Here is a 26,232-nt window from a genome sequence, read left to right as displayed (position 1 = left end):
TGGGTGCAGCATCGCTGCGACGAACAGCTGACGGCGGTGCGCGACGCCGCCCGGGCGGCGGGCATGGCACTCGGCGTGCTGCACGACCTGCCGGTGGGCGTGGACGCGAACGGCGCCGACGCGTGGGCGCTGGCCGACATGCTCGCCACCGGGGTCAGCATCGGGGCGCCGCCGGACAACTTCACCCCGCGCGGTCAGGATTGGGGACTGCCGCCGTGGCGGCCGGACCGCCTCGCCGCCACCGGCTACGCCGCGCTGCGCGACATGCTGCGCGCCGTGCTGGCCCACGCCGACGGCCTGCGGATCGACCACGTCGCCGGGCTGTGGCGGCTGTGGTGGATTCCGCCGGGCGACGGCCCGGACCGCGGCACCTACGTGCACTACGACGCCGAGGTCATGCTCGCCGTTCTGGCGCTGGAAGCGCACCGGGCCGGGGCCACCGTGGTGGGCGAGGATCTGGGCACGGTCGAACCGGAGGTGACCCAGGCCCTGGCCGACAACGAGATGCTGGGGTGCGCGGTGTCCTGGTTCACCCGCGACGAATCCCAGGCGGGCGAACCGCTGCTCGCGCCGCGGCGATGGCCGTCGCGGGCGGCCGCCAGCCTGTCCACCCACGACCTGCCGACGGCGGCCGGCTTCCTGCGCGGCGAGCACGTGCGCGCCCGCGCCGACCTCGGCCTGCTCGACGACGTGCCGGGCGAGCAGTCGGTGGCCGACAAGGAACGGGCCGAATGGGTGGAGCTGCTGCGGTCCGAAGGACTGCTCACGAGCCCGGACCCGGACGAGGCGGCGATCATCACCGCGATGCACCGGTTCCTGGCCGCCACCCCGAGCCGGCTGAAGCTGATCTCGCCGTACGACGTGCTGGCCGAGCCCCGCCAGCCCAACCTGCCGGGCACGGTCGACGAGTACCCGAACTGGCGGCTGCCGCTGCCGGAAACGCTCGAGGAGCTGCGCGCCGACCCGAGGGTCGCCGAGATCACCGCGGTCTTCCGCGAGTCGTCCACGGCTGATTAGCGAGGGCGCACTTCGGCTACTAGGAGATGGGTGCGTGCCGCGTCGCCGGCGCAGCGAAAGGAATGGGGTTGACCATGGAACCGATATCGCCCACGGATGCGCTGTTCCTCATCGGCGAATCCCGCGAACACCCGATGCATGTGGGATCGCTGCAACTCTTCGAGCCGCCGAAGGACGCCGGGCCCCACTTCGTCCGCGAGTCCTATCAGGCCATGCTCGAGTGCACCGACGTACAACCGACGTTCCGCAAGCACCCGGCCTTCTTCGGCGGCCTCACCAACCTCGCGTGGTCGCTGGACAAAGACGTCGAGCTCGATTACCACCTGCGCCGCTCAGCCCTGCCCGAGCCCGGCCGGGTCCGCGACCTGTTGGAGCTGGTTTCCCGGCTGCACGGCAGCCTGCTCGATCGGCACCGGCCGATGTGGGAGGCACACCTGGTGGAGGGCCTACAGGATGGCCGGTACGCCGTCTACACGAAGTACCACCACTCACTGATGGACGGCGTGTCCGCGATGCGGCTGGTGCAACGCGCCTTCACGCCCGACCCCGACGACGACGAGGTGCGCGTCCCGTGGAGCCTCGGGCCGCGCAACCGCGGCGGGGACCACAAGCGTCCGTCACTGCTGGATCGGGTGGGCCGCACCGCGGGGTCGGCGCTCGCGCTGGCGCCGTCCACGCTGAAACTGACGCGGGCGGCGCTGCTCGAACAGCAACTGACGCTGCCGTTCCAGGCCCCGCGGAGCATGTTCAACGTCCGCATCGGCGGTGCCCGCCGGGTGGCCGCGCAGTCCTGGTCGCTGGACCGGATCAAAGCGGTGAAGTCGGCGGCCGGGGTGACGGTCAACGACGTCGTGCTCGCCATGTGCTCCGGGGCCCTGCGGGCCTACCTCCTCGAGCAGGGCGCCCTGCCCGACTCCCCGCTGACCGCGATGGTGCCGGTCAATCTCCGCAAGGCCGACGACGACCGCGGCGGCAACCTGGTCGGCACCTTCCTGTGCAACCTGGCGACCGACCTGGACGACCCGGCGAAGCGGCTCGAGATCGTCAGCACGTCGATCCGCGACACCAAAGAGGTCTTCCAGCAACTCCCGCCGGTGCAGCAGCTGGCCCTGTCGGCGTTCAACATCGGCGGCCTGTTCTTCGGGCTGATCCCCGGCTACCTGTCCGCGGCGTCACCGCCGTTCAACATCGTCATCTCCAACGTCTCGGCCGGTCCCTCCGAGCCGCTGTACTGGCGTGGCGCGCGGTTGGACGGCAACTACCCGTTGTCCATCCCGCTGGATGGTCAGGCGGTCAACATCACGGTGACCAACAACGCCGACAACCTCGACTTCGGCCTGGTCGGCTGCCGCCGCAGCGTCCCGCACCTGCAGCGGCTGCTGGGCCACCTCGAGACCTCACTCAAGGACCTGGAACGCGCCGTCGGCGTGTGAGCGGCGGCTAGGGCCTGGTGGTGTAGTCCAGGCACACCGTCGTGCCGTTGGGGCGAGCCGTGATGGTGCAGTGGTCGGCGAGCGCGTGCATCAACATGATGCCGCGGGACCGCCGCGGATCGCTGAGCCGCCGCGGCGACGGGGGGTGCCACGATCCGCGGTCGCTGACGCACACGCTGACCGATTGGGTGGCGGCGTCGTGGCTCGCCTGCAATTTCATGGTGCCGGCCGCGCCCTGAGCGCGGTACGCGTGCTCGACGCAGTTGGCCAACGCCTCGTTGACGCCCAGAATGATGTCGTCGCGAATCGCCGCCGGAGCCAGGGTCGCCTCCTGAAGCCACCGGCGCAGGGCGCGGCGCAATTGCGCCGCGGTGACCGCGTCGGCGGCGCCGGTGCAGGTCAATCGCGCGGGAGTGACAACGATGGGTGGAGGGAGTGAGGCCATGCTCAGGGCATACCCAATTGCGCTGGGGCTGCTAACCCGTTCGGCGTCTCGCTTTGGCCACAGGCGGGTAAAGGTTCTTCAATCAGGCTGCATAACAACGAGATACGAAGGATCGGCATGGAATTCCGCGCATTCATCGAGCCACAGCAGGGCGCCGGTTACGCCGAACAGGTCGCCGTTGCCCAGACCGCCGAGCAGCTGGGTTTTGCGGCGTTCTTCCGGTCCGACCACTACCTGGCGATGAGCGGCGACGGCCTGCCGGGCCCCACCGATTCCTGGGTGACGCTCGGGGCGATCGCCCGGGAGACGTCGAGCATCCGGCTGGGCACCCTGGTGACCTCGGCAACATTTCGGCACCCCGGCCCGCTGGCGATCGCGGTGGCCCAGGTCGACGAGATGAGTGGCGGCCGCGTCGAATTCGGCCTGGGCAGCGGCTGGTTCGAACAAGAGCACCTGGCGTACGGCATTCCCTTTCCGCCGCTGCGTGAGCGGTTCGATCGGCTCAGCGAACAGCTGGCCATCGTCACCGGGCTGTGGACGACGCAGCCGGGTGACACCTTCGATTACGCCGGCGAGCACTACACCATCACCGGTTCACCGGCGCTGCCCAAGCCGGTGCAGACCCCGCATCCGCCGATCGTCATCGGCGGCCTCGGCGCCAAGCGAACCCCGCACTTGGCGGCGAGTTACGCGGCCGAATTCAACATTCCGTTCGCGCCGATCGACGTGGCCGAGAAGCAGTATCAGCGCGTGGCACAAGCGGTCGCCGCGGCCGGCCGATCCGACGACTCGATGACGTACTCCAGCGCGTTCGTGCTCTGCGCCGGGCGCGACGACACCGAAGTGGCCCGCCGCGCCGCGGCGATCGGGCGCGACCTCGACGAGCTGCGTTCGAACAGCCCGCTGGTCGGCACGCCCGCCGAGATCGTCGACAAGCTGGGCGCCTGGCGGGAAATCGGCGTGCGACGCGTGTACACCCAGCTGCTGGACCTGACCGATCTCGCCCACCTGGAGTTGCTCGCGAGCGAGGTTATGCCGCAACTGCTTTGACGCGCTACTCCACGGACTGCGCTTCGGCGCGTTCTTCCTCGAGCCGGTCCTTGCTGCGCAGCAGCCGCAGCAGCGTCACGAACAGCAGCCCACCGATCATGTTGCCCAACACGGTGTAACCGAACCACCCCAGCCAGGTCAGGTAGCCGAACGGCGCATCCCCGGTGACCAGCGCGCCGAAGATCAGCAACGAGTCCAGGATCGAATGGAACAACCGCAGCCCTGCGAGCAGGAAGGCGGCGGCGACGGCCGCCGCGATCTTGGCGGGCACGGAATCGGTGCCGTGCTGCATCCGGGTCATCAGCGTGATGACCATGCCGCCGAGGATCGCCAGCGCCATGCTCTGCCCGGACAGCGGGGCGGTGGCGAAGTGAGTCCCGGATTCGATGGTCTGCGCGTGCAGTTCCGGGAAGCCGGTCATGATCAGCCACATGATGACCCAACCGCCGACCAGGTTGGCGAACATGGTGCCGCCCCACAGCTTGGCCAGCTGCCAGAAATTCGCCCGCTTGGCGGCCACGGTCACCACCGGGATGATGAAGCCTTCGGTGAACAGTTCGCTGCGGCCCAGCAGCAGGGCCAGGAAGCCGATGGAAAACGCCAGCCCGGCCAGCAGCGGCCGGTGGGTGGCGGCCAGCACCGACAGATAGGCGAGCACGCCGATCCCCACCTCGGTGCCGCCGAAGAAGCCGGTGACCAGGACGCCGCGCCAGGTGCGGTGCAGCCGCTGAGTGCCCTCGCTCAGCATCCTGCTGAACGCGTCCTCGAGTTCGTCCTCGATCGGGCTGTCGGTTTGGCCGAGCTCGCGTTGGGTCGTGTCGCTCATGGTGGATGGCCTGATACCCGTTATTCGCCGGGTCGACCATCCGGTGTGAGGGATCTGACAAGCAGGTGACCCGGCCGTCACTTCCGCGGCCGAAGCACCGGCGTCACCAGCTCCCCGGTTTGCAGGTAATGCTCCAGGTTGCGGATGGCCAGCAACGCCATCGCCCGGCGCGTGCGCGCGGTGGCGCTGCCGATATGCGGGAACAACACGACGTTGTCCAGGTCCAGCAGCTCGGCCGGGACGTGTGGTTCGTCGGCGAAGACGTCCAGCCCCGCTCCGGCCAGGCCCCCGCCGACCAGCAACTCCACCAGCGCCTCCTGGTGGACCACGCTGCCGCGCGCGATGTTGACGAGGTAACCCTCTGGACCCAACGCCTCGAGGACGCCGCGGTCCACCAGGTGGCGAGTGTGCGGGTCACCCGTGGTGGCCACGACGAGAATGTCGACCGACTCGGCCAGTTCCAGCGGCGATGCGGCGTAGCGAAACGGTGAGCCCTCGATGCGATGGCGGTTGTGATAGGCGATCGCACAGTCGAATCCGAGGAGCCTGGTTGCGATCGCCGATCCGATGCGGCCCAGACCCAAGATCCCGACCTGCAGGCCGCTGACGTCGCGGGCGTAGGGGAAGGGGCCGTCGCGGACCCATCTGCCCGCCCGCACGTAGCGGTCGGCGGCGCCAAACCGGCGCAGGGTCATCAGGATCAGGCCCAGGGCGGTGTCGGCGACGGTGTCCGAAAGCACGTCGGGCGTGTTGCTGACGCCGATGCCGCGGCGCTGCGCCGCCGGCAGGTCGATCAAATCCACCCCGGCGCCGTTGTTCACGATCACCTCCAGGTTCGGCAGCGCCGCGATGGTTTCGGCGTCGACGCCGGGCGGCCCCGAAGTCACCACGACACGAAACTCGGCCCCGCGCTCGGCCAGAAAGTCGGCTCGCCCGGGGCCGTCAGGCAGCTTCGGGATCTCGTAGCGCGCGGCGAGCTCGGCGTCGAATGTCGGTTCGAACTTGCCGACCCGCACGGCGCTGCTGATCTTTTTCGTCGTCACCCGTCCATCATCAAGCGTCGGGGAAATATTTCAGCGGCGGGCGCCGTTATGACCCGCGACGGTGTCGGGCATTCCCCCGGGTACCACCTTGAGAACCGTCGCCGCGAGCGACCACTTGCCGAGAGGCGCGAAGACGGCACCGTCCCAAACCTTTTCCCGTCCGGCCGGGAAGCAATCCCGCGGCGGCTTGGTTGCACCGCAAATGCGCATTGGAGTTGTGTTCCCGCAGACCGAACTCGGCGGCGACCCCGCGGTGGTCCGCGCGTATGGCGAGGGCGTCGAAGGACTCGGATTCACCCACATCCTCGCCTACGACCACGTCGTGGGCGCCGATCCGAAAGTCCATCACGGCTGGGACGGCCCGTACGACATCGACTCGACGTTCCATGAGCCGTTCGTCATGTTCGGCTACCTGGCCGCGATCACCTCACTCGAACTTGTCACCGGGGTCATCATCCTGCCGCAGCGGCAGACGGCGTTGGTGGCCAAGCAGGCCGCCGAGGTCGACCTACTGACCGGCGGCCGGTTCCGGCTCGGCGTCGGATTGGGCTGGAACGCAGTCGAATACGAGGCGCTCGGGGAGAGGTTCACCAATCGGGGGAAACGCTCCGAGGAGCAGATCGAGCTGATGCGCCGGTTGTGGACCGAACGATCGGTCACCTTCGACGGGAAGCACCACACAGTGACCGCGGCCGGGCTGGCGCCACTGCCCAACCAACGGCCCATTCCCGTCTGGATCGGCGCGGCCTCGGACCGCGGCCTGGAACGGGCGGGACGGCTCGCGGACGGGTGGTTCCCGATGACGGCTCCGGGGCCCGGCCTGGAGCACGCGCGCGAACGGGTGGAACGCGCGGCCGTGGCCGCCGGCCGGGACGCGGCCGGCCTCGGGATGGAAGGCCGGGTCAACTGGTCAGGTGATCGCGACAGGGTCGCCGCCCACATCGCGGGCTGGCGCGCCGCCGGTGCCACCCACGTGTCGGTCAACACCATGAACGCCGGGCTCGCGACCGTCGACGAGCACCTGGCGGTGCTGGAAGTCCTCGCCGCCGACGCGAGATAGGGACCAGCGGGGTGGCCAACCGCGCGCTCACCAGGCATACTTAGGGCACCCTAATTACTGCCGGAGGCGTGATGCGCACGGTCCATCTCGAAACGGTCCTGCCCACTACGGCCGACCGGGTGTGGGCGGCCATGCTCTCCCCCGTCACGTTCCTCTACGTCTGCAAAGGCCTGTTCGGCATCCCGGCGCTGAGCGGCCGCGCGGAGCCGCTGCGGTTGGGCGAACGCGGCACGGCTCTGCTGTTCGCCTTTCATCTGCTACCTGCGTACCGGCACACGATCGAGGTCGTGCGCATCGACGAGGCCGAGGGAACGGTTCGCACCCACGAGCACGGCGGAATTCTCCGGGAGTGGAATCACACGCTGCACGTTGAACCGATCGACGGGCACTCGTGCCGGTACAGCGACACGGTCGAAATCGACGCGGGGCCCGCGACCACCGTCGTGGCGTGCGTCGCGACCGGCATTTTCCGGTATCGCCAACGGCGGTGGCACAAGCTCGTTCGCCGGCACCTGTTGCCTCAAGGCACCGCCTACGCATCTTGAGCCGGGCGACGTGGGTTAGCCCGCGTCCGCCTCCACCAGGCTGAGGTGGGCCGCGCCGCGGCCGACCCTCGCCGACTTGTCCACGCGCCCATAGGGTTCCATCGGTCGGTGGTGGACCGTGACCTCGCCGCCCGTAGCGCAGTGCAGGCGCTGCCAGTCGCTGATCGCTTGGTGCGCGGCGTGGTCGAGGTAGTTGGCCACCAGGTGGACGGTGACGCGGGTGCGTTCGGGGATCGTCGCGAGCACGCCCGTTAGCCGGGGCAGGGCCAGGAACGTGCAGGCGCCTTCGATCACCACATGCCATTCGTCCCCCACAGGCGTGGCTTCCACCTTCGCCCGAACCACCCGCCATCCGGTGACGACGACCGCCACGGCCAGTCCGATCATGACGCCGTGGAGCAGGTTGAGGAAGACAACGCTGACGATGGTCACCAGGTAAACGACGAGATCGCCGTTGCGCAGCGCGGTTTCGATGTGCGCGGGTTTCAGCAATTCGATGCCGATGACGATGAGCAAGCCGGCGAGGGCAGCGGTGGGAATTTGCTCGACCAGCCCGGCGAAGGGCACGGCAAACGCCAGGATCCAGAACCCGTGCATGATCGTCGACGCGCGAGTTTTGGCGCCCGCGTTCACATTAGCCGCGCTGCGCACGATGACGCCGGCAATGGGAAGGCCGCCGATCGCGCCCGACGCCATGTTCGCCGCGCCTTGGCCGATCAGCTCGCGGTTGAAGTCGGTGCGCGGCCCATTGTGCATGCGGTCGATCGCGACCGCAGTCAGCAGGCTCTGGACGCTGGTGATCAGCGTCACGGTGATCACCGCGATCACGATGGCACCCCAATTGCCGTGCGGAAGTTCCGGCAGCTGTAGCGCATCCAGCACCGAGCCCTCCAGCCGGATCCGGGACACGTTGAACGGCAACGCGACCGAGAGCACCGTCACGACGACGATGGCGACCAGTGGACCGGGGATTTTGGCCAGCCGGGCCGGCGCCCAGCGCCAAGCGATCAGGATGGCGATGACCAGTAGCCCCAGCGCGAGGCCCGGCCGGTGGGCGTCGGCGATCTGGGCGGGCAGCCCGACGACGTTCGTCCACGCCGAGCTCTGGGATTCACCACCGAGCAATACGTGCGCCTGCTGCAGGGCGATCGTGATTCCGATCCCGGCCAGCATGGCGTGCACCACCACCGGCGAGATCGCCAGGGCGGCCCGCGCGATCCGGCTGATGCCCAGCACGACTTGGAGCGCTCCGGCTATCACGGTGATCAAACATGTTATTCCCCATCCGAATTGGGCGACAAGGTCGGCGACAACCACCGTTAGGCCGGCAGCCGGTCCGCTGACCTGTAACGGCGACCCGCCGAGACACCCGGCGACGATGCCCCCGACGATCGCCGCGATCAAGCCGGACAGTACTGGGGCATCCGAGGCGATCGCGATCCCCAGCGACAAGGGAAGCGCCACCAGGAAAACCACCACCGAGGCCGGCAAGTCGTACGAGATGGCCGCGCGCAAGCCGCCGATTCGAGTCGGATCAACCTTTTCGGCGTGTTGCATCGGCCCCTCCTGCATCAGGCATGACGGCGCGCTCGGGGATCTGTCCGTAAAGCCCCGGCTATCGCACTGAAATATACGGCGACACAAGCGAATACACTCGCCACGAACGTCGTTGTTCTTTGGGGCGTGCCTGGCCCATGCCTACCGAAGGTATGGGGGCGCCACCTGGGTGGCAACCCGACGAGCCGGGCGCATAGCGAATGCAAATGTTTTGCTACAGCTGGATATCGCCGTTTTCGGTGCGCGCTTGAAGTGAAATCGATTGGGGCGCAGCGGAACTATTCCAGAACGAAAACCGGTATCTGCCTTGCGGTCTTGGTTTGGTATTCGGCATAGGGAGGGTAGGCGTCGACCGCGCGCTGCCACCATTGCTCGCGCTCGGATCCCTCGAGCTCGCGAGCCCTCAGCGCGAGGACCTTGTCGCCGTCCTGCAGCGTTACGTCCGGATTTGCCCTGATGTTGAAGTACCACGAAGGATGCGCCGGGGCGCCACCCTTCGAGGCGACCATGGCGTAACGGCCGTCGCTCTCGACGCGCATCAGTGGCACGTACCGCTTTTTGCCGGACTTTGCTCCGGTCACGGTCACCAGAACTACCGGCCGATCGAGAATTTCCACCCCGTCGGTCGTGCCTTGCTCCAGAATCTTCTCGGTCTGCTCGCGTACCCAGTCCCGCGGACTCAGTTCGATGTCGTCGGCCATACCCGATCTCAACACGTCGTCGCGCTGCAGTCATCCCCCGGCGCGTAGGTCGCACGGTCGCTCTAACGAGCTAACTAGCCGGCGTACGCCTCAAAATCGCCGCCTTTGGCTATATCAGGCTGGTTGACACATCTCAGCGAGATTGATATAAAGGTGGCATGTCTCAGTCGACTCACGAAATGTTTGAAGCCGCCTACCGGGGCGAAGCCCCCGAGATGGGCGAGGGCAATCGGCCGCCGTGGAGCATCGGCGAGCCCCAACCGGAGATCGCGGCGCTTATCGAGGCCGGCAAGTTCCACGGTGACGTGCTCGACGCCGGCTGCGGAGAGGCGGCGGTATCGCTGTTCCTGGCCGAACGAGGCTTTACCACGGTGGGGCTGGATCAGTCGCCCACCGCCATCAAGCTGGCGCGCGAGAAGGCCGCCGCGCGGGGCCTGACCACCGCCAGCTTCGAAGTTGCCGACATCAGCGCCTTCGGCGGATACGACGGACGCTTCGGCACCATCGTCGACAGCACCCTCTTCCACTCGATGCCCGTCGAGCTGCGCGAGGGCTACCAGCAGTCGATCGTGCGCGCCGCCGAGCCGGGTGCCTCCTACTTCGTGCTGGTCTTCGACCGCGCGGGCATGCCCGCCGACGGCCCGGTCAACGCCGTCACCGAGGACGAGCTGCGCGGCGTCGTCTCCAAGTACTGGGTGATCGACGAGATCCGCCCGGCGCGGATACACGCGAACGTGCCCGACAGTTTCCTGGCGGGCTTCCAGGCGTTCGGTGGGGCCGACATCCGCGACGAGGGCAACGGCCGCAAGTCGGTGGGGGCCTGGCTGCTGTCCGCGCATCTCGGCGCGTAGCCGCTCGCAAGGTTTCGCCACCGGCCATTCGGGAGATCCTGACTGGAGCAACAAGCCAGAGGGGATCTCACGTGGACCAGCAAGTGAATTTCGACCCGCCGCCCGCACCCGAGGACGCCAGAGAGGCGACCGAGGAGCAGCGCAAGTTGCAGGAACAGCTGGAGCACCAGGACGACGATCCGGATGCGCCGGGACTGCACCAGTCCCGGCGTGACCTCCCTGACGAGAGCACGCGATAGGGTGATCGGCAGGCTCGAAATCCGTTGAGCCAGCCTACGATCCGGTGGTTGCCGTCAGGTGCTGATCTTCCGGCGGTCGTGCGCGAGCGTCGACGTCGTCAGCGCCGTCAACGCCAGGCCCCCCAGTGCCGCCAGGGGAATCGCCCACAGGCGACGCATCATCAGCGCGGTGCCGCATTGGCCGACATAGTTCGAGCCAGGGGCGCTGACGGCCTGGTCGGCGCTCGACGCCTGAATCAAATCCGTCGTGAATCCGCTGCCGCATTTGACCTGCCAACCGAACTGGTCGTACGCGTCGATGAAGACGGGGAAGCGCAGGGCGAAAAGCCCGCCCGCCAAAGCCAGCACGGCCGCGGCGGCAACCAGGGATCCGCGTTTGGTCATGTCGTTCCTAAGTCATGCAGACGTTGGCGAAGATCAGCACGGGCCACGACACGATCGAGCCGAGAAACGACACCACCAAATCGACGCCGTGCATGTCGCGAAGGTGCGCCGTGTGGGTGGACGACCAGATCACCCCGACGATCAGATAGGGCGTGCCGAGCAGGACGGCCAGTCCCAGCAGCTCGGCGATGGTCAACTGGTAGTCCAATAGTCGGCGGATCTTGTTGAGCATCGGGCGTGCCTTTCGCACGGAGAGCGCCGTCGGATCTCATTATGTTAATGGCTATTCAGCGGAATTGATAGCACTTGTGAGGATCGGGCGCCTCCTGATCGCCCCATTAATCCGGAGATTAGCCTGGGCGGCATGGTCTTCGGGGCAGCTCGGTGAGCCGGCGGCGCACAGGGTGGGCCTGCGATGTGCAGCGCCGTTCCGGGCAAAGTGCGGCCGGACCCGCAGCGATCAAGCCTTGGTTGGGGCTGACCCGCCGAGCAACGTGATGTCCATCAGCCGGCGCACCGTCTCGCGGGCGTATTGGCCCGGGCCGTGGATCACGAGTTGGCCGATGTCGACGGCCAGGGCGAAGGCGGCGTGTACGGCGTATCGCGCGCGGCCAAGCGTGAGGCCGGGCCGCGCGGCTACCGCCAGTCGGGCCCAGGACTCGACGGTCGAGCGGTGAATGTTGTAAAGCAGCACTGCGTCGGCGTCGGGCAGATTGTGGCGCTCCGTGTAGTACACGCGGCCCAGTTCGGGATTGGCTAACGACCGCGCGACGAAGGCGTCGATCAGCTGCGTCAGCGAGTGCTCCGGATCGCCGCCCGTGGCCAAAATGGTGGTCAGGTCGCTGGAAAGCTGGTCCGCGCCGCGCCGATATGAGACCGCCAAGATCGCGGCCTTGCTCGGGAAGTATTGGTAGATGCTGGCCACCGGTATGCCGACGGCGGCCGCGATGTCCTCCATGCCGGTTTCGCGGTAGCCCCGTTCGTCGAACAGCCGTATGGATTCGTGCAGCAGCAATTCGTAGCTACCGGCCGCACTCGTAATCGTCGTTGCCCGTGGGGATTCCGCTGCGGCCGCCGGCGGGTCGGGCAGGTCCGCCCTCAACACGGCCGCGGAGATATCGGCCAAGGCCGCCCGGATCTCACCGTTGCCGAGCCGGGAGCGATGGTCGGTGATGCTGCCGATCACGCTCAGCGCCGCGGCAGAAAGCACCCACCGCTGCCGCGACTGCAGTTTGGGCCGGAGCCTGACCAATGGCCGTTGCAGGCGCCGGTTGACCAGCCTGACCTGCTCGGCCAGCAATTCCTGGTCCGCACCGAGCAGGTAACGGCCTTCCCACCGATAGAGCCCGCCCGCGGTGCGGTTGGCGATGGCGGTGTCGATCAGCGATTCGGCCAGAGCGCGCAGCGCCTCTTCGGGATCGTCGTCCGGCAAGTGGTCGGCGAACTCGGTGGCGTCGACGAGCTGTTGACCCAGCGCCAGGACGGCGGACCGGAACAGGTCGTATTTGCCCTGCGAGTGCCGGTACAGCGCCGCAGCCGAGACCCCGACCCGGGCCGCGATGTTCTCCATGCTGACCGCGTGATAGCCGAGCTCGCTGAACGCGTCGGCGGCCGCTCGGGCGATCTGTGCCTTGCGGTCTTTGGGACGTCGCTTGACCGGCTTTGCGGAGGCGCGGCTGGTCGACGGCATAAAGATCACCGTAGCCGCAGCGTGCGCGGGAAGTGGCCGGGTGGCTGACCGGATTTTCCGACCCGAGCGCTATCTTCCGGAACACGAGGGTGCCGCGGCGGGAATTCGCTGGCCCAGGGGGGACGGCCCCAGTTCCGGGACCTCCGGCGCCGCACGGCGCGGGCGGGCGGCCCTGCCGTTGAGCCAGCAGGCGACGCCGCCCAGGACCAGCCCGGCGGCGACACCGGCGTCGGGACGCTGGCCGAGCATGAGCCACGACAAGACCCCGGCGACCGCGGGGATGACGGCGAACAGCATGGCCACCGCCGCGGCGCCATGGGCATTGATGGCGCGTACGTAGAGGCTCACCGCCAACGTCGCGTTCAGCAGCACCATGGCGGTGACCGCGATCACCGCCTGCCGGACGTCGTGCACGGTGAACGGCGTGGCGACCGCCAGCGCCGCCGCGGGGATCAGTGCGACCGCGTTCTGCATCGCGCTCATCGTGCGGAAGTCGACACCCGAGCAGAAGCGCTGCTGGTAGACGCCGCCGGCCGAAAGGCCAAGCAGCGCAACGCCAAGCAACACGATGACGGGGTCGATCCCGTGGGTACTCGCCAGCCGCCTGGCGCATGCGGCGACCACCGCGACGACCCCGAGCGCGAGCGCCGCCACCCGTTGCGGGCCAAGGGGTTCGCGCAGGAACGCGGCGGCCAGGATGGCCGTGACGACCGGGTTCATCGCGATCGCGACCGCACACAGCACGGCCGGCGACCCGAGCTGAACGGCCTCGTAGAGGCAACAGAACTGCACCGCTTGAATCAGCAGGCCGACCACCACGACGTGACCCAACTGCGCTCCCCGCGGCCAGGGCGCCTTGGCAAGCAGCGCCCAGATGACCAAAACCGTTGTGGCCAAACCGAATCGCAGGACCAACGCGGCCATGGGAGTGATGGCTGTCACCGCCAGGACCCCGATCGGGTAACCGAGCGCGTAGAAGAACGTCACCGCCGACGCGGTCGTCAGCGGCATCCGCGGTAGCTCCATGCGACCCATGCTGGCCCAGACCGGCCGCCGGCGTCCAACGAATATTGCTGATCGGGATCGATCGCGTTTTCTTATCGGTCTCTGCCGCCTGGCACCGAAATCGGTTCACGTATTGGCATGATTGATCGAGAACGCTGATCGGACTATGGTGCTGACCATGGCCCAGGTGCTGGACATCGCGCCGCTGCGCAGCCTCGTCGCGGTCGCCGACTGTGGCGGATTTCACCGCGCCGCCGCCGCCCTGCACCTGAGTCAGTCCGCGGTCAGCCAGCATCTGCGCCGAGTCGAGGCGGTGGTCGGCGAGCCCCTGATCGAACGCTCCGGACGCGGCATCGTCTTCACCGAGATTGGGCTCAAGGCGTTGCGGCATGCCCGCGCGATATTGGCCGCTCACGACATCGCGCTCGACGACCTGGGAGCCACCGAACCCAAGCTGCTGACGATCGGCGCCACCGAGCACGGCGCCGACGTGATGCTTGCCGGACTGACCACGGTGCTGCGGGAGCGGCTGCCGGATCGTCGGGTGCGCTTCCGGCTCGATCGCAACGTGTCCCTGGCCGACTCAATCGAACGCGGGCTGGTCGACTTGGCAATCATGCTCGACGGCGCGGGCCTGGACCGCGCCCACGCGTCCGGCCTCGTTCGGCTGCAATGGATTTCGGCGCGCACCTTAGCCGTGCCGGCACGAGAACCGCTCCCCCTCGTGGTCTTCTCCGAGCCGTGTACCTTGCGTGAACCGGCGTTCGCCATCCTCGAAAACAACGGCATCGCCTATGACATCGCCGCCGAGTGCGGCGACTTGTCCGGGCTGTACGCGGCGGTGCGGTCGGGGCTGGGGGTAGCGCTGCTGCCAATGATCGGCAAGTTGCCCCACGGCCTGTGCCCCGCCGAGGGTCTGCCACCCGCCAATAACGCATCGGTTCTGGTGCGCGGCCGCACCGGCATCGACCCGGACGTGCTGAGCACGGTCGACGACGCGGTGCGTGACGTGCTCGCCGCCGCGGAGTAACCGTCGGCGCCGCGGTTGATATCCGGGCGGCCAAGGCATTGAATTTCAGTCGTTCACTCGCTGGCCGTGCCCGGCCCGCGCGCACGAAGAGGAGCCGTCGGCATGACCGATCCCGTCGCCCCACTGGCCGGCAGAGTCGCCTACGTGACCGGGGCCGCCCGCGGCCAGGGCCGTTCCCACTGTGTCCGGCTGGCCCGGGCCGGCGCCGACATCGTCGCAATCGACGCCTGCGCACCGGTCGCACAACACAACGGCTATCCCCCGGCCCTTCCCGAGGACCTGGCCGAGACGGTCAGCCTGGTCGAGGGCGAGGGCCGCAAGATCTTCGCCGACGAGGTCGACGTCCGCGACTTGGTGGGCCAGCAGCGGGTCGTGGCCAACGCGATCGAGCAGTTCGGCCGGCTGGACATCGTGGTGGCCAATGCCGGCGTGCTCAATTGGGGCCGGCTGTGGGAGATTTCGGCCCAGCAGTGGCAGGAGACCATCGACACCAACCTCACCGGGTTGTGGAACACGATGAAATCCGTTGTCCCGGCGATGATCACGGCCGGCAATGGCGGATCGATCATCAATATCAGTTCCGCGGCGGGAATCAAAGCGGTCCCTGGCTGCGGGCACTACTGCGCCAGCAAGTTCGGGGTCGTCGGCCTCACTAACTCGTTGGCCGTCGAGCTCGGCGAGTTCGGCATCCGCGTCAACTCGGTGCACCCGTACGGCACCGATACCCCGATGGGCAACGACCTGTCGATGTACCAGGTCTTCCAGGATCATCCGCAGTACATCCACAGCTTCTCGCCCGGCGCGCTGCCGACCGATTCGCTGGCGTCGCCCGACCTGATTTCCGACATCGTGGTGTGGCTTGCCAGTGACGCGTCGTCGTTGGTCACGGCCGCCCAAATCCCCGCCGACAAGGGCTATTTGAAGATCTGACCCGGTACGGTGTCACAGATGCGCTGGAAGCTGGCACTCTCGTCCGTCTTCCTGCTTTGGGTGGCGGGATGCGCGCCGGAACCGGACGTGACAGCGTCCGATTCCGACAACGGCGGGCACATCTCGATCAACAACGGTCAGCTGTTCGACATCGTCTTGGCGGACGACTATGCGACGTCGCACTGCCAATGGCACGACGAAGAGAAGTACGACTTCGCGATCCTCAGGCCGCTCGGACAGCGCTATCAACCCGACCGAAGACCGCCGGGCGCCACCAGCGGGGGGACGTTCACCAGCAGATATCGGGCGGCGGGCGCCGGGACTGTGCACGTGACGCTCGTCCAGGAAGACAACGACAACCCCGCGCACGTCGCGCGGCGTTTCGCACTGGATGTGACTGTGCGGTAGGCGATTACCTGTTCAGCAGGGGCCTCAGGTCGTCCAGGCGGTCGAACAGGTGCCAGACATATCCCGATGACCCGTTCTCGCGATGCGCGTGCAGCTCGGCGAGCTCCGGGTCGGTGCAGTAGCTGTCGAAGGCCTCCCGCGATTCCCACTCCACGAGAATCAGCACCTGCCGCGGAGTGATGTCGCCGAGGACGGCGTGTTGGAAACCGCCCAGCGCGACCACCCGACCGCCGTGCTTGGCCACCTCCGCGGGAGACCGTCGCGAGTAGGCGCGGTACTCGTCGGCATCGGCGATGTCGAAAAGGTTCAAGGCATAAACGGTCATGGGGGCAGAGGTTACGCGCCCGACTTCCTAGAGCGCGTCCAGCGCTCGGACTATCGCGTCCGCGATACGCGAACCCGGCGTTTGGATCGGCAAGACGATCGGTTTGTGGCGGCTGCTCATGGCGACCCAATGAAACCCGTCGCTGGAGACCGTGACGGTCATGCCGACGCCGCCGGCCTTGTCGAGCACGTGCAGCAGCGGGTCGTCGTCGGGGTTGTCCACCTTGCGCGCGACGTAACCGTAGTTACGCAGCAGCGCCATCTCGATGTCGTAGACCTGCTCGGCGTGCCTCATTCCCGAACGGACTACTGGCCGCCCTTGCGGGCGAGGTCGATGGCGTACTGGCTCACGAAGGTTCCCGCCGCGGGATCGCCCTTGCCGCAAGACCCGTCGGATTCACCGGGACGTTTGATCCACAGGTAGGCGTCGGCGTGCGCGCCGGCCGTCGACGCGGTGGGCGGGGTGCCCAGCGCCCGGCCGCTGGGATTGCACCAGTTGAGCTCGGAGTCGGGCGCCGGCCCGGCACCGTTGCGGGACGTGTCGACCACGTAGTGCGAACCGTTGGTGAGCCCCGAAATGGCTTCGCCGTAGCCGATTTCGTCCTCAGTCGTGAAGAAGTTGGCGGTGTTGACGCTGAAGCCCCGCGCGTGGGCGACCCCGGCCTGATTCAGCCGGGCGGCCATGTCCTCGGGGGTGTGCCAACGCAGATGACCGGCATCGACGTAGACCGCGGCGTTCGGATCCTTGGTGAGCGTGTCGACGGCGTAGCGAATCAGGTCGTAGCGTTCCTGACGCTGATCGGCCGACAGGCAGTCGGCCATGGCGAGCGCGTCGGGTTCGACGACGATCGCCACCCGTGAGGCGCCGACGCCGGAGGCGATGCCGTCGATCCAGCCGCGGTAGTCGGCGCCCGATCCCATGCCGCCCGCAGCGAAGCTGCCGCAGTCGCGGTGCGGAATGCCATAGAGCGCCAGCACCGGGATCGCGCCGGCGGCGTTCGCGTCGCCGACGTACTTCCCGACCGTGCCCGCGGACGAGCCGGGAACGATCCAGTAGGCCTGCGGCGTGTTGGCGATGGCGGTCAACTCGGGGCTCGGCGGATCGGCGCTCTGCGCGGCGCGCATCGCCGCCGAGTTGGGATTGACGTAGAACGGCGCGCCGGCCAACGGGTTGCCGTCGGCGACCAGTCGCATCGTCGGGGCGTGCGGCGTGCCGGTGGACATACCCACCCAGGCGATGGCCGCAACGGTCAACACAGAGCAAATACACCGGACGAAGGCACCGGCCGCTGACGCAATCACGCTTAGGAAAACTAGTGCCTCGAGGCATTGATCGCGAATCGATGCCGGGCAAGCGGCGGACGCCGTCCGGCATAGCCGCCGTCATGTCAGGGCTATCGTGCACGTTAGGGTGCGTTCGCAAGCCTTCAGTGAACAGGCCAGTAGAAAAGTTGGGCAATTCATGACCGCAGCAACCGAAACGTCGGTGCTCGAATCGCGGGTCGGCCATTACTACCGGGCCGACGACACATACCAGGTCGGCCGCGAAAAGATACGCGAGTTCGCACGTGCCGTGCAGGACTATCACCCCGCGCACTGGGACGTCGCCGCTGCCGCCGAGCTGGGGTATTCGGGCCTGGTAGCGCCGCTGACATTCACATCGGCCCCGGCAATGGCGGCCAATCGGCACCTGTTCGAATCGGTGGTGATCGGTTACGAGATGTACCTGCAGACCGAAGAAGTCTTCGAGCAGCATCGACCGATCGTCGCCGGCGACGAACTACAAATCGACGTCGAGCTGTCATCGGTGCGCAGGATCGCGGGCAGGGACCTGATCACCGTGACTAACACTTTCACCGACACCGCCGGCGAGCGCGTGCATACGCTCCACACCACCGTCGTCGGCGTCACCGCCGAGGATGTCGATCCGGCGATCAGGGTGACCGCGCAGCAAGTGATGATGCACGACGTGAACCTCGCCGGAATCGACTACTCCGATGCGGCCTACCAGAAGACAGTGCGCCCCGAGGGCGAGGTTCCCATCGCCCAAGCAGATCCGGCCCGTATCCCCGGCACGCCGTCCTTCGATGAGGTGAATGTCGGCGACGAGTTACCGGTGCATCACGCCCGACTGTCGCGCGGCGACCTGGTGAACTACGCCGGCGTGGCCTGCGACGCCAACCCGCTGCACTGGGACGAAAACCTCGCCAAAATGGCGGGGCAGCCCGACGTGATCGCCCACGGAATGCTCACCATGGGTTTGGGTGCCGGATTCGCCTCGGCATGGTCGGGCGATCCCGGTGCGGCGACCCGGTACGCGGTGCGGCTGTCCCAGCCCGTCATCGTGTCGGCCGCCGATGGTGCCGATATCGAATACAGCGGCCGGATCAAGTCGCTGGACCCGGCCACCCGCACCGGTGTCGTGATCGTCGGCGCGAAGTCCGGTGGCCGGAAGATCTTTGGCCTGGCGACACTGCATCTGCGCTTTCGTTAACGGGTCGACGAGCCAGGGCAGCGGCTGCGCCATCTCACCAGACCAGGGCGCAACGTTGTCATTCTTCGCCGCATCGCAACCGCGAAGCCTCGCTCACCGCGCCATGTTGGCGAAGCGCGACAGGTGCAGCTGGTGCGCGACGGTCACCGTCTTGGTCGGGCCGTTGCGGTGCTTGGCCAGAATGAAGTCCGCCTCGCCGCCGCGCGGATCGTCGCGCTCGAACGCGTCGGGCCGGTTCAGCAGGATGACCATGTCCGCGTCCTGCTCCAGCGACCCGGACTCGCGCAAGTCGGAGAGCATCGGCTTCTTGTCGGTGCGCTGCTCGGGACCGCGGTTCAGCTGGCTGATCGCGACCACGGGAACCTCGAGCTCCTTGGCCAGCAGCTTGAGCTGGCGCGAGAACTCGGACACCTCTAACTGCCGCGACTCGACCTTCTTGCCCGACGACATCAGCTGCAGGTAGTCGACCACGACCAGGCGCAGGTCGGCCTTCTGCTTGAGCCGGCGCGCCTTGGCGCGGATCTCCATCATCGTCAGGTTGGGCGAGTCGTCGATATACAGTGGCGCCTCGCTGATTTCGCTCATCCGCCGCGCCAGCCGCGTCCAGTCGTCGTCGTTCATCCGGCCCGACCGCATGTCGGCAAGTTTGATCTTCGCCTCGGCCGAGAGCAACCGCATCACGATCTCGGACTTACTCATCTCCAGCGAGAAGATGACGCTGGCCATCCGGTGCTTGATCGAGCATGAGCGCAGAAAGTCCAGCCCCAGGGTGGAGTTGTGGGTGGGAACCATCGCCTGGCTCGCCAGATACATGTGGCTGTCGTTGTCCACTTCGACGCAACGGACGGGAACGGTCTCGATCGGCCGGACGTCGACAATGAAGCGCGAACCCGAGCGCGCGGTGCCGGTGGCGGCCCGACGCTCCTTGTGCAACAACGCTTTTCGCTGCAATGCGAATACCGCGTCGTCGGTGGAGAACGTCAGGGTGTACGCGACGCTGGACGACTCGCGGCGGCCCCGGACGCGCTTGGTCGAGGTTTGGCAGCGGTAGCCCAGGCTGACGATCAGTTCGGCGACATCGCAGGCCAGCCGCTGGTTGGTGACCGAGAATTGGACGGCTCCGCCCGCCGTTACGGTTCCGTCGGTGTCCAGCAAGCCGGCGAGCAGGGCGCGCCGTTGTGTCTCCGAACCCCGCAAGTAGTCCACGGGAATGTGCTTGTTACCGAGCACGCCGAGCGTCCGCAACCGGGCCTGCAACGTGCCCACGGCGGTGTGGCAGTTCTGGCACAGCCGCATCCCGGCCGATGGCCCGGCGCAACGGACGCAAGTTGGACTCGGCACCGGGGCGGAGACGAACCGGGCCCGGCCACCGCATGAGCGTCCGCAGGTGCGCACCTGACTGGTTTGCGGAATGAACGACTTACCGCATACGACGCACGAGCGAGCCGCCGACTCGGCGCCGGCCGGTAGCCGCAACTGGTACCGGTACGGCGCCGACTGCGACGGAACCGCCACCAATCCGTCCGCTTCGATGCGCATGATGATTTCGGGATCGGCCGCGGTGATCTGGGCCGCAGCGCTGGTGCCATCCCCGAGCCAGGCGCCGAGAGTATAGGGCGGGACGAGGAATTCCCGGTCCGGGAGATCGAGGGCGCGCGCGTTGACCACGCTGTGGTTCAGGCGCCGGTCCTGAGTGGCGCAGCGCAGGCTCCCGGCGATCTCGGCCGTCGTTCGCACGGCCGCAAACGTGCGCTGATTCTTGTAGCGGTTGTAGCCCACCGCCGCGGCCTGCGCCGACTTTCGGGATGCGCGGGTTTCGGTCAGCCACTGGTGCGCCGCGTCCGCGACGATCACGGTCCCGTCGGAGAACTCCACTTCGAAGCAGGGCCGCCCGAGCATCACCTCGGTGGCGGCGACCACCCGCGTCGGCCGCCCGTCGTCGCCGAGCAGCTCGTCACCGACCGCGACCTCACCCATCGTCGTCCAGCCGGACGGCGTGGGCAGCAGCGTGTCCAGCGCGAGCGCCTTCCCGACTCCAGGCCTGGCCGCCACGATGATCATCTGCCCGGCGTGCAGGCCGTTGGTCACCTCGTCGAGCTCGGTGAAACCGGTCGGCACGCCGCGTGCGACGCCGCCGTTCGAGGCGATGGCGTCGATCTCGTCCATCGTCGGCTGCAGCAGATCCTCCAGCGGAACGAAGTCCTCCGTCGTCCGCCGGTCGGCCACCTCGTAGATCTCCGCCTGCGCCCGGTCGACCACCTCGGCCACGTCGGCGCCCTCGGCCCCGGCGTAGCCGTACTGCACCACCCGCGTGCCCGCCTCCACAAGCCGGCGCAGCAACGCCTTCTCGGCGACGATGGTCGCGTAGTAGCCCGCGTTGGCGGCCGTGGGCACGGTCGAGATCAGGGTGTGCAGATAGGGCGCGCCGCCGATCCGGCGCAGCATCCCGCGGCGGTCGAGTTCCGCGGCGACTGTCACGGCGTCGGCCGGCTCGCCGCGGCCGTAGAGGTCCAGGATGGCGTCGTACACGTTCTGGTGCGCGGGGCGGTAGAAGTCCCCGGGGCGCAGCCGCTCGAGTACGTCGGCGATGGCGTCCTTGCTCAGCAGCATGCCGCCCAGCACCGCCTGCTCGGCCGCCATGTCCTGCGGGGGCTGACGGCCGAAGTCCTCACTGGGCGCGGGAGAATCCATGCCCGGCGCCAAGTCATCGACGACCGCCATGCATCCCTCCTCCCCTACCACGCACCCGAACGTACATTCGAAAACCGCTCTCGTCAGCGTAAGTCAAGGAGCCGACACTTCCGTCCCGCAGCACTCGCACGCCTCGCGCCGGGACGACGTTAGACGTTGCTGGCTAGTAGGTGAAAGGGGCGCTGTTCATGAACCTGTGCATCGTGTGTGCATATCCGTCGACACCTGTGTTGAGTGGGGTGTGGAGAACCTGTGTATGAATTCAAGGGGCCCTGACATCACTGCTGTTAAGGGCCATGTAACGCGACGAAATTCGTGTGGACAAGAATCTCTACGGCGTGTCGTCGCAGGTTACTGCGCCGGGCGTGTTGGCTTTCAGCCACATTTTGGCAGCGTTACGGGCCGGTAAATAGGGTCGGTGGAAGACACCGCAGCAATTGTTCGCTAGGGCGGCAGTCCGCGACCATCCGCCGCGCGAAGCGGGCGGGCGCCCCCAGCACAACGGAGCCCGGCGGCGGCCGATAGTGGCCACCGCCGGGAAGGAGCAAACGTCGGAGGCTTAGCTCTCCGCGACGACCTCGAGGGCCACCTGGACGTCGACCTCGGGATGCAGGTGCACCGACACCGGGTGGGTGCCGACGGCCTTGATGTGCGACTTGGGCAGCCGGACGATTCGCTTGTCCAGGTTGGGGCCGCCGGCCTTCTTGATGGCCGCGACGACGTCACCGGACGTCACCGAGCCGAACAGCTTCCCGGAGTCCGCCGCGGTCCGCACCGGCAGCTGGACGGGGCCCAGCGCCTCGATTGCCGTCTTGAGTTCGTTGGCGTGGCCGAGGTCGCGCACGGCCTTGCTCTCGCGCGACCGGCGGATCTCGTCGGCCTGCTTCTGGGCGCCGCGCGAGGCGAGAATCGCCAGGCCGCGCGGGAGCAGGAAGTTGCGGCCATACCCGTCTTTGACCTCGACCGTGTCGCCGACGGTACCGAGGTGGTCGACGTCGGCCGTCAGAATCAGCTTCATCGTTGTTCGTACTTTCGCTTGGGTCCTAAATGAATGCGCCGGCTATCGCGCCGAGGAGGTGAAGGGCAGCAACGCCACCTCACGGGCGTTCTTCACCGCGATCGCGATGTCGCGCTGGTGCTGCACGCAGTTGCCGGTGACGCGGCGCGCCCGGATCTTGCCGCGCTCACTGATATAGGTGCGCAGCAGTGCGGTGTCCTTGTAATCGATCGATTGGTCCTTCTTCGCGCAGAAGACACACTTGCGCGTCTTGACCGGCTTTTCCGGAGCCGGACGTCGCTTGCTGGACTTGGCCATGACTGTCTTTCTTTCCTTTTCTTACAGTTGAAGTTCTTAGAACGGCGGTTCGTCGTCGCCGCCGCCGAAGGACCCGGACGCCGGGGCGCTGCCCCACGGGTCGTCGGCGGGTGCGCTGCTCGCCGGCGCCGATGCCTGACGGGACCCGCCTCCGCCGCCGAAGCCGCCGCCACCGCCACCGCCGCCGCTGCGGCTGGCCTTATTGACCTTGGCGGTGGCATACCGCAGCGAGGGCCCGATCTCATCGACCTCGACCTCGACGACGGTGCGCTTCTCGCCTTCGCGCGTCTCGAAGGACCGCTGCTTGAGCCGGCCGGTGACGATCACCCGCGACCCGCGGGTGAGGCTCTCGGCGACGTTCTCGGCGGCCTCCCGCCAGATGTTGCAGCGCAGGAAGAGCGCCTCACCGTCTTTCCACTCCCCGCTCTGGCGGTCGTAGATCCGCGGTGTCGACGCCACGGTGAAATTCGCGACGGCGGCACCGGACGGGGTGAACCGCAATTCCGGGTCGGCGGTCAGATTCCCGACAACGGTGATAGTGGTGTCACCAGCCACAGTTTCCTCCTCGTTCCGCCCTGCTACTCGCTTCTCCGACGGTGAATGGCACGTATCCTCGCTGAGCCTACGCAAGTCCACCGACGGTGGGCCCGCGACTCAGCCATGGGGTGTTAGTGCTTGTCGGTGCGCATCACCTTGGTGCGCAACACCGACTCGTTGAGGCTCAGCTGGCGGTCGAGCTCGGAGACCGTCGCCGGCTCCGCCTTCAGGTCGACGACCACATAAATGCCTTCGGCGTGCTTGGCGATCTCGTAGGCCAGCCGGCGCCGGCCCCAGATGTCGACCTTTTCGACGGTTCCGCCGTCTTTGCGGACGACGTTCAGGAACGTCTCCAACGACGGGGCAACGGTCCGCTCGTCGAGCGTGGGGTCAAGAATGACCATGATTTCGTATGGACGCATGGAAACCTCACCACCTCCTCTGGTCTAAAACGGCCACGGTCGATCCGTGGCAGGAGGGTCGCCTGCGTCGGCAACCGCACCAGGCTACCGGACGACGGGGTGGGGAAAGAAATCCGGGCGATCGAGCAAGCCGCTACTGCCGGGCGTCCAGGTATTCGGTGGCCCGGTCCATCGTCGCCTGGTCGGCCTTGGCGAGGGAGCCCGAGTCGAAGGGCGGCTGCGGGTCGTATTCGATGAGCAGCTGCGCGGCTTGGGCCGCCTCCCGATCGACCAGGAGCTCGACCAACCGCAGGGCCATGTCGATGCCGCTGGACACGCCCGCCGCGGTGATGATCCGCTGCGGGAGATGCTCGACGACGCGGTCCGGCACGTAACGCGCGCCCAGGTCGTTGAGCAGGTCCCTGGCGCGCCAGTGCGTGGTGGCGGTCAGCCCGTCGAGCAGGCCCGCGGCGGCCAACAGCAACGCGCCGGTGCACACCGACGTGGTGAACGTCGTCGTCGGGTGCACGGCTTGCAGCCACGCGCGGATGGTCTCGTCGTGGATCAGCTGGCGGGTCCCGATCCCGCCGGGGAACAGCACGACATCGGGCGAGCCGACTTCGTCGAATCTCGCGTCGCAGCTCAGCCCGAGCATCCCGTTTTCCGTGCGCACCTCGCCCCGACGGTGACCGACGAACACCACCTCGATCGAGGGGATGCGCTGCAACACCTCGTAGGGGCCCACCGCGTCGAGCGCGGTCACCCGTGGGAACAGCGGGACGGCAATGAGGGTCATGGCGCCACTCCCACCGGCACCGCGGGCTCGGCCTCGGGGACCGGCGCGCGGCGCGCGCCGGTCGGTCGAAGCCAGTCCGGCAGCCAGCGGGGCTGCGCGTCCGGTGCGCGGTCGAAGGGTCCGCCCGACGGGTCGTCCACCCGGCCGCCCCAGCGGACCAGGTCCTCGTCGGGCCGGTAGATCTGGCGAATCACCAACGCGCACAACACAATGACGGCAACGTCTCGCAACAGTACCGTCGTGGTGAAGAACTGTTCCGGCAGCGAACGGTTCGGGTTGCCGTACAGGTAGTACATCCGCGGCACCCACACCGCCGCGTCGATGGTCATCCACGCCAGCAGGATCCGACGATGCGGCAGGGCCAGCACCGCCAGCGGCACCAGCCACAGCGAGAACTGGGGGCTCCACACCTTGTTCGTCAACAGGAACACCGCCACCACCAAGAACAACAGTTGCGCGAGCCGCGGGCGTTGCGGGGCGGTGAGCGCCACGTAAGCGATTGCCGCACACCCGATTACGAACAGAATGGTGACCACGGCGTTCAGCACCGTGGGTGGTTGCCAGAACCCCAGCTTCGCATCGAACCCGTGCCAGCCGGTGAACGATTTCACGACGTTGTACACCGAATCCATGTCGTCACCCCGTCGGGTGTTGAGCCGGAAGAATTCCGACCAACCGCGCGGAAAGAGCACCAGCACCGGCAGGTTCACCAACAGCCAGGTGGCCGCGGCCATCCCGGCGGTCCGCGCCAGCGCCCGATAGCGCCCGGTCCGGATCGCCAGGACCACCATGGGGCCCAGGAACAACAGGGGATAGAGCTTGGCGGCGGCGCCCAATCCGATGAGGACGCCGGCGAGCACCGGCTTGCGCCGCGCCCACGCCAGCAACCCACCCATGGCGAAAGCCGTTGCGAGCGCGTCGAAATTGGTGAAGATCTGGAAGATCACCAGCGGCGAGGCGGCCACCAGCGCCGCGTCCCATATCCGGCGTCCCGCCAGGCCGGCGGTCGCCCAAACGGTCGCCAGCCAGGCCAGCGCCAGGCCGAAGGCCGCTATGTCGAAGAACATCACCACCTCGGCGACCACCGGGATCGGGGCCAGCTTCGTCAGCGCGGTGTAGGTCTTGGCCAGCGCCATCGACACGTACTGATACATCCCGGTCAGCACCGGATACTCCATGTACCGCACCGCCGGCCGGCCGTCGTAACGGGTCTGCGGGGTGCCGCTGCCGTCTGTCTCGACCCAGCTCGACTTGTACGGAAACTTGCCCTGGCTCAACAACTCCGCGCCGTAGAGCGGGACGGTGTCGGAGTAACACAACTCGTAGTACGCGCGCTGGTTGTCCCAGTTGGCGACCCGTTGATCGGCCGTTCCGGTGCCGGTGCTCTGCAGGCAGGCCGCCTTGGTCGACCAGCCGAGCGCCAAGAACACCAGGCCGATCAAGAACATCACCCGCAGCGG

30 protein-coding genes are annotated in these 26,232 nt (G+C 67.5%); 11 read left to right on the top strand and 19 right to left on the bottom strand.

The features are described from left to right. The coding region (locus A5702_RS09270; protein WP_197506527.1) for a 4-alpha-glucanotransferase at positions 1–1,017 on the top strand (1,017 nt) is incomplete at its 5' end. Positions 1,018–1,091: 74 nt separating this feature from the next. Then, the gene (locus A5702_RS09265) at positions 1,092–2,450 is read left to right on the top strand and encodes a wax ester/triacylglycerol synthase family O-acyltransferase (RefSeq protein WP_068220039.1); all 1,359 of its coding nucleotides are present in this window, start codon (positions 1,092–1,094) and stop codon (positions 2,448–2,450) included. 7 nt (positions 2,451–2,457) lie between these two features. Here A5702_RS09265 and A5702_RS09260 read toward each other — a convergent pair whose 3' ends face one another. Continuing rightward, positions 2,458–2,895 (bottom strand): ATP-binding protein, encoded by a 438-nt coding sequence (locus tag A5702_RS09260; protein ID WP_068220037.1) that lies wholly within the window; start codon positions 2,893–2,895, stop codon positions 2,458–2,460. A gap of 117 nt (positions 2,896–3,012) precedes the next feature. Between A5702_RS09260 and A5702_RS09255 the strand changes: the two genes are divergently transcribed. Continuing rightward, on the top strand, positions 3,013–3,945 hold the full coding sequence (locus A5702_RS09255) for an LLM class F420-dependent oxidoreductase (protein WP_068220034.1): 933 nt from the start codon (positions 3,013–3,015) through the stop codon (positions 3,943–3,945). A gap of 4 nt (positions 3,946–3,949) precedes the next feature. On the opposite strand, the gene A5702_RS09250 is transcribed toward A5702_RS09255, so the two are convergent. Together A5702_RS09250 and A5702_RS09245 are read right to left on the bottom strand one after the other, a co-directional pair. Then, complete coding sequence (locus A5702_RS09250; protein WP_067820910.1) at positions 3,950–4,771, bottom strand: formate/nitrite transporter family protein; 822 nt, start codon at positions 4,769–4,771, stop codon at positions 3,950–3,952. A gap of 77 nt (positions 4,772–4,848) precedes the next feature. Beyond that, entirely contained in the window at positions 4,849–5,814 is a 966-nt protein-coding gene (locus A5702_RS09245; RefSeq protein ID WP_068220031.1) for a 2-hydroxyacid dehydrogenase, read from the bottom strand. Between the two features lie 202 nt (positions 5,815–6,016). Here A5702_RS09245 and A5702_RS09240 point away from each other — a divergent pair, with 202 nt between their 5' ends. Together A5702_RS09240 and A5702_RS09235 are read left to right on the top strand one after the other, a co-directional pair. Next, positions 6,017–6,874, top strand: coding sequence for an LLM class F420-dependent oxidoreductase (locus A5702_RS09240; RefSeq protein WP_067820903.1), 858 nt, complete (start codon positions 6,017–6,019; stop codon positions 6,872–6,874). A gap of 71 nt (positions 6,875–6,945) precedes the next feature. After that, positions 6,946–7,419 (top strand): hypothetical protein, encoded by a 474-nt coding sequence (locus A5702_RS09235; RefSeq protein ID WP_067820900.1) that lies wholly within the window; start codon positions 6,946–6,948, stop codon positions 7,417–7,419. A 15-nt stretch (positions 7,420–7,434) separates the two neighbouring features. Here A5702_RS09235 and A5702_RS09230 read toward each other — a convergent pair whose 3' ends face one another. After that, the gene (locus tag A5702_RS09230) at positions 7,435–8,976 is read right to left on the bottom strand and encodes a SulP family inorganic anion transporter (protein ID WP_068220047.1); all 1,542 of its coding nucleotides are present in this window, start codon (positions 8,974–8,976) and stop codon (positions 7,435–7,437) included. A gap of 278 nt (positions 8,977–9,254) precedes the next feature. Continuing rightward, positions 9,255–9,677 (bottom strand): nitroreductase family deazaflavin-dependent oxidoreductase, encoded by a 423-nt coding sequence (locus tag A5702_RS09225; protein WP_055399591.1) that lies wholly within the window; start codon positions 9,675–9,677, stop codon positions 9,255–9,257. A 158-nt stretch (positions 9,678–9,835) separates the two neighbouring features. On the opposite strand from A5702_RS09225, the gene A5702_RS09220 reads away from it, so the two are divergent. After that, on the top strand, positions 9,836–10,528 hold the full coding sequence (locus A5702_RS09220) for a class I SAM-dependent methyltransferase (RefSeq protein WP_197506526.1): 693 nt from the start codon (positions 9,836–9,838) through the stop codon (positions 10,526–10,528). A gap of 71 nt (positions 10,529–10,599) precedes the next feature. Beyond that, positions 10,600–10,767: a hypothetical protein gene (locus A5702_RS26670; RefSeq protein ID WP_197281059.1), complete on the top strand. Its 168-nt coding sequence runs from the start codon at positions 10,600–10,602 to the stop codon at positions 10,765–10,767. 54 nt (positions 10,768–10,821) lie between these two features. Here A5702_RS26670 and A5702_RS09215 read toward each other — a convergent pair whose 3' ends face one another. The 4 genes from A5702_RS09215 to A5702_RS09200 form a co-directional block, all read right to left on the bottom strand. After that, complete coding sequence (locus tag A5702_RS09215) at positions 10,822–11,151, bottom strand: hypothetical protein (RefSeq protein WP_067820894.1); 330 nt, start codon at positions 11,149–11,151, stop codon at positions 10,822–10,824. A 7-nt stretch (positions 11,152–11,158) separates the two neighbouring features. Further along, positions 11,159–11,383: a hypothetical protein gene (locus A5702_RS09210; protein WP_055399588.1), complete on the bottom strand. Its 225-nt coding sequence runs from the start codon at positions 11,381–11,383 to the stop codon at positions 11,159–11,161. A 228-nt stretch (positions 11,384–11,611) separates the two neighbouring features. Further along, entirely contained in the window at positions 11,612–12,841 is a 1,230-nt protein-coding gene (locus A5702_RS09205) for a TetR/AcrR family transcriptional regulator (RefSeq protein ID WP_068220026.1), read from the bottom strand. 69 nt (positions 12,842–12,910) lie between these two features. Further along, positions 12,911–13,867, bottom strand: a complete 957-nt coding sequence (locus tag A5702_RS09200; RefSeq protein WP_068220044.1) for a DMT family transporter — start codon at positions 13,865–13,867, stop codon at positions 12,911–12,913. Between the two features lie 157 nt (positions 13,868–14,024). On the opposite strand from A5702_RS09200, the gene A5702_RS09195 reads away from it, so the two are divergent. From A5702_RS09195 to A5702_RS09185, 3 genes are all read left to right on the top strand, one after another. After that, entirely contained in the window at positions 14,025–14,876 is an 852-nt protein-coding gene (locus A5702_RS09195) for a LysR family transcriptional regulator (RefSeq protein ID WP_068220042.1), read from the top strand. 102 nt (positions 14,877–14,978) lie between these two features. After that, positions 14,979–15,806 carry a mycofactocin-coupled SDR family oxidoreductase gene (locus A5702_RS09190; protein WP_068220023.1) on the top strand — a complete coding sequence of 276 codons (828 nt, stop codon included), beginning with the start codon at positions 14,979–14,981 and terminating at the stop codon, positions 15,804–15,806. Positions 15,807–15,824: 18 nt separating this feature from the next. Further along, the gene (locus A5702_RS09185) at positions 15,825–16,214 is read left to right on the top strand and encodes a protease inhibitor I42 family protein (RefSeq protein ID WP_068220022.1); all 390 of its coding nucleotides are present in this window, start codon (positions 15,825–15,827) and stop codon (positions 16,212–16,214) included. Positions 16,215–16,218: 4 nt separating this feature from the next. Here A5702_RS09185 and A5702_RS09180 read toward each other — a convergent pair whose 3' ends face one another. The 3 genes from A5702_RS09180 to A5702_RS09170 are packed head-to-tail and all read right to left on the bottom strand — an operon-like array spanning position 16,219 to position 17,840. After that, positions 16,219–16,539, bottom strand: a complete 321-nt coding sequence (locus A5702_RS09180; protein WP_068220020.1) for a DUF1330 domain-containing protein — start codon at positions 16,537–16,539, stop codon at positions 16,219–16,221. Positions 16,540–16,566: 27 nt separating this feature from the next. Next, positions 16,567–16,833, bottom strand: coding sequence for a hypothetical protein (locus A5702_RS09175; RefSeq protein ID WP_068220017.1), 267 nt, complete (start codon positions 16,831–16,833; stop codon positions 16,567–16,569). A gap of 11 nt (positions 16,834–16,844) precedes the next feature. After that, positions 16,845–17,840 (bottom strand): glycoside hydrolase family 6 protein, encoded by a 996-nt coding sequence (locus tag A5702_RS09170; protein ID WP_068220014.1) that lies wholly within the window; start codon positions 17,838–17,840, stop codon positions 16,845–16,847. 160 nt (positions 17,841–18,000) lie between these two features. Between A5702_RS09170 and A5702_RS09165 the strand changes: the two genes are divergently transcribed. Further along, positions 18,001–19,032, top strand: a complete 1,032-nt coding sequence (locus tag A5702_RS09165) for a fused (3R)-hydroxyacyl-ACP dehydratase subunits HadA/HadB (protein ID WP_067820870.1) — start codon at positions 18,001–18,003, stop codon at positions 19,030–19,032. A gap of 93 nt (positions 19,033–19,125) precedes the next feature. On the opposite strand, the gene dnaB is transcribed toward A5702_RS09165, so the two are convergent. The 7 genes from dnaB to A5702_RS09130 form a co-directional block, all read right to left on the bottom strand. Beyond that, the gene (gene dnaB, locus A5702_RS09160) at positions 19,126–21,753 is read right to left on the bottom strand and encodes a replicative DNA helicase (RefSeq protein WP_055399567.1); all 2,628 of its coding nucleotides are present in this window, start codon (positions 21,751–21,753) and stop codon (positions 19,126–19,128) included. Between the two features lie 529 nt (positions 21,754–22,282). Further along, positions 22,283–22,741 carry a 50S ribosomal protein L9 gene (gene rplI / locus A5702_RS09155; protein WP_067820864.1) on the bottom strand — a complete coding sequence of 153 codons (459 nt, stop codon included), beginning with the start codon at positions 22,739–22,741 and terminating at the stop codon, positions 22,283–22,285. Between the two features lie 42 nt (positions 22,742–22,783). Next, positions 22,784–23,038: a 30S ribosomal protein S18 gene (rpsR, locus tag A5702_RS09150; protein WP_055399563.1), complete on the bottom strand. Its 255-nt coding sequence runs from the start codon at positions 23,036–23,038 to the stop codon at positions 22,784–22,786. Between the two features lie 36 nt (positions 23,039–23,074). Further along, on the bottom strand, positions 23,075–23,593 hold the full coding sequence (locus tag A5702_RS09145; RefSeq protein ID WP_055399561.1) for a single-stranded DNA-binding protein: 519 nt from the start codon (positions 23,591–23,593) through the stop codon (positions 23,075–23,077). A gap of 113 nt (positions 23,594–23,706) precedes the next feature. Next, complete coding sequence (gene rpsF, locus A5702_RS09140) at positions 23,707–23,997, bottom strand: 30S ribosomal protein S6 (RefSeq protein ID WP_036362157.1); 291 nt, start codon at positions 23,995–23,997, stop codon at positions 23,707–23,709. A gap of 133 nt (positions 23,998–24,130) precedes the next feature. Then, the gene (locus A5702_RS09135) at positions 24,131–24,772 is read right to left on the bottom strand and encodes a DJ-1/PfpI family protein (protein WP_067820860.1); all 642 of its coding nucleotides are present in this window, start codon (positions 24,770–24,772) and stop codon (positions 24,131–24,133) included. Next, the coding region (locus tag A5702_RS09130; RefSeq protein WP_068220011.1) for a glycosyltransferase family 87 protein at positions 24,769–26,232 on the bottom strand (1,464 nt) is incomplete at its 5' end. The genes A5702_RS09135 and A5702_RS09130, both read right to left, overlap by 4 nt.

Origin of the sequence: Mycobacterium sp. E3339 (assembly GCF_001666915.1) — a bacterium.
Classification (GTDB): domain Bacteria; phylum Actinomycetota; class Actinomycetes; order Mycobacteriales; family Mycobacteriaceae; genus Mycobacterium.
This window is presented reverse-complemented; position numbering and strand designations above follow the sequence as displayed.

What these genes read in the sequence shown, in the direction of transcription:
- A5702_RS09265 (WP_068220039.1), top strand. Translation starts at nt 1,092, where the DNA reads ATGGAACCGATATCGCCCACGGATGCGCTGTTCCTCATCGGCGAATCC.
- A5702_RS09260 (WP_068220037.1), bottom strand. Translation starts at nt 2,895, where the DNA reads ATGGCCTCACTCCCTCCACCCATCGTTGTCACTCCCGCGCGATTGACC.
- A5702_RS09255 (WP_068220034.1), top strand. Translation starts at nt 3,013, where the DNA reads ATGGAATTCCGCGCATTCATCGAGCCACAGCAGGGCGCCGGTTACGCC.
- A5702_RS09250 (WP_067820910.1), bottom strand. Translation starts at nt 4,771, where the DNA reads ATGAGCGACACGACCCAACGCGAGCTCGGCCAAACCGACAGCCCGATC.
- A5702_RS09240 (WP_067820903.1), top strand. Translation starts at nt 6,017, where the DNA reads ATGCGCATTGGAGTTGTGTTCCCGCAGACCGAACTCGGCGGCGACCCC.
- A5702_RS09235 (WP_067820900.1), top strand. Translation starts at nt 6,946, where the DNA reads ATGCGCACGGTCCATCTCGAAACGGTCCTGCCCACTACGGCCGACCGG.
- A5702_RS09230 (WP_068220047.1), bottom strand. Translation starts at nt 8,976, where the DNA reads ATGCAACACGCCGAAAAGGTTGATCCGACTCGAATCGGCGGCTTGCGC.
- A5702_RS09225 (WP_055399591.1), bottom strand. Translation starts at nt 9,677, where the DNA reads ATGGCCGACGACATCGAACTGAGTCCGCGGGACTGGGTACGCGAGCAG.
- A5702_RS09220 (WP_197506526.1), top strand. Translation starts at nt 9,836, where the DNA reads ATGTCTCAGTCGACTCACGAAATGTTTGAAGCCGCCTACCGGGGCGAA.
- A5702_RS09215 (WP_067820894.1), bottom strand. Translation starts at nt 11,151, where the DNA reads ATGACCAAACGCGGATCCCTGGTTGCCGCCGCGGCCGTGCTGGCTTTG.
- A5702_RS09210 (WP_055399588.1), bottom strand. Translation starts at nt 11,383, where the DNA reads ATGCTCAACAAGATCCGCCGACTATTGGACTACCAGTTGACCATCGCC.
- A5702_RS09205 (WP_068220026.1), bottom strand. Translation starts at nt 12,841, where the DNA reads ATGCCGTCGACCAGCCGCGCCTCCGCAAAGCCGGTCAAGCGACGTCCC.
- A5702_RS09200 (WP_068220044.1), bottom strand. Translation starts at nt 13,867, where the DNA reads ATGGAGCTACCGCGGATGCCGCTGACGACCGCGTCGGCGGTGACGTTC.
- A5702_RS09195 (WP_068220042.1), top strand. Translation starts at nt 14,025, where the DNA reads ATGGCCCAGGTGCTGGACATCGCGCCGCTGCGCAGCCTCGTCGCGGTC.
- A5702_RS09190 (WP_068220023.1), top strand. Translation starts at nt 14,979, where the DNA reads ATGACCGATCCCGTCGCCCCACTGGCCGGCAGAGTCGCCTACGTGACC.
- A5702_RS09185 (WP_068220022.1), top strand. Translation starts at nt 15,825, where the DNA reads ATGCGCTGGAAGCTGGCACTCTCGTCCGTCTTCCTGCTTTGGGTGGCG.
- A5702_RS09180 (WP_068220020.1), bottom strand. Translation starts at nt 16,539, where the DNA reads ATGACCGTTTATGCCTTGAACCTTTTCGACATCGCCGATGCCGACGAG.
- A5702_RS09175 (WP_068220017.1), bottom strand. Translation starts at nt 16,833, where the DNA reads ATGAGGCACGCCGAGCAGGTCTACGACATCGAGATGGCGCTGCTGCGT.
- A5702_RS09165 (WP_067820870.1), top strand. Translation starts at nt 18,001, where the DNA reads ATGACCGCAGCAACCGAAACGTCGGTGCTCGAATCGCGGGTCGGCCAT.
- dnaB (WP_055399567.1), bottom strand. Translation starts at nt 21,753, where the DNA reads ATGGCGGTCGTCGATGACTTGGCGCCGGGCATGGATTCTCCCGCGCCC.
- rplI (WP_067820864.1), bottom strand. Translation starts at nt 22,741, where the DNA reads ATGAAGCTGATTCTGACGGCCGACGTCGACCACCTCGGTACCGTCGGC.
- rpsR (WP_055399563.1), bottom strand. Translation starts at nt 23,038, where the DNA reads ATGGCCAAGTCCAGCAAGCGACGTCCGGCTCCGGAAAAGCCGGTCAAG.
- rpsF (WP_036362157.1), bottom strand. Translation starts at nt 23,997, where the DNA reads ATGCGTCCATACGAAATCATGGTCATTCTTGACCCCACGCTCGACGAG.
- A5702_RS09135 (WP_067820860.1), bottom strand. Translation starts at nt 24,772, where the DNA reads ATGACCCTCATTGCCGTCCCGCTGTTCCCACGGGTGACCGCGCTCGAC.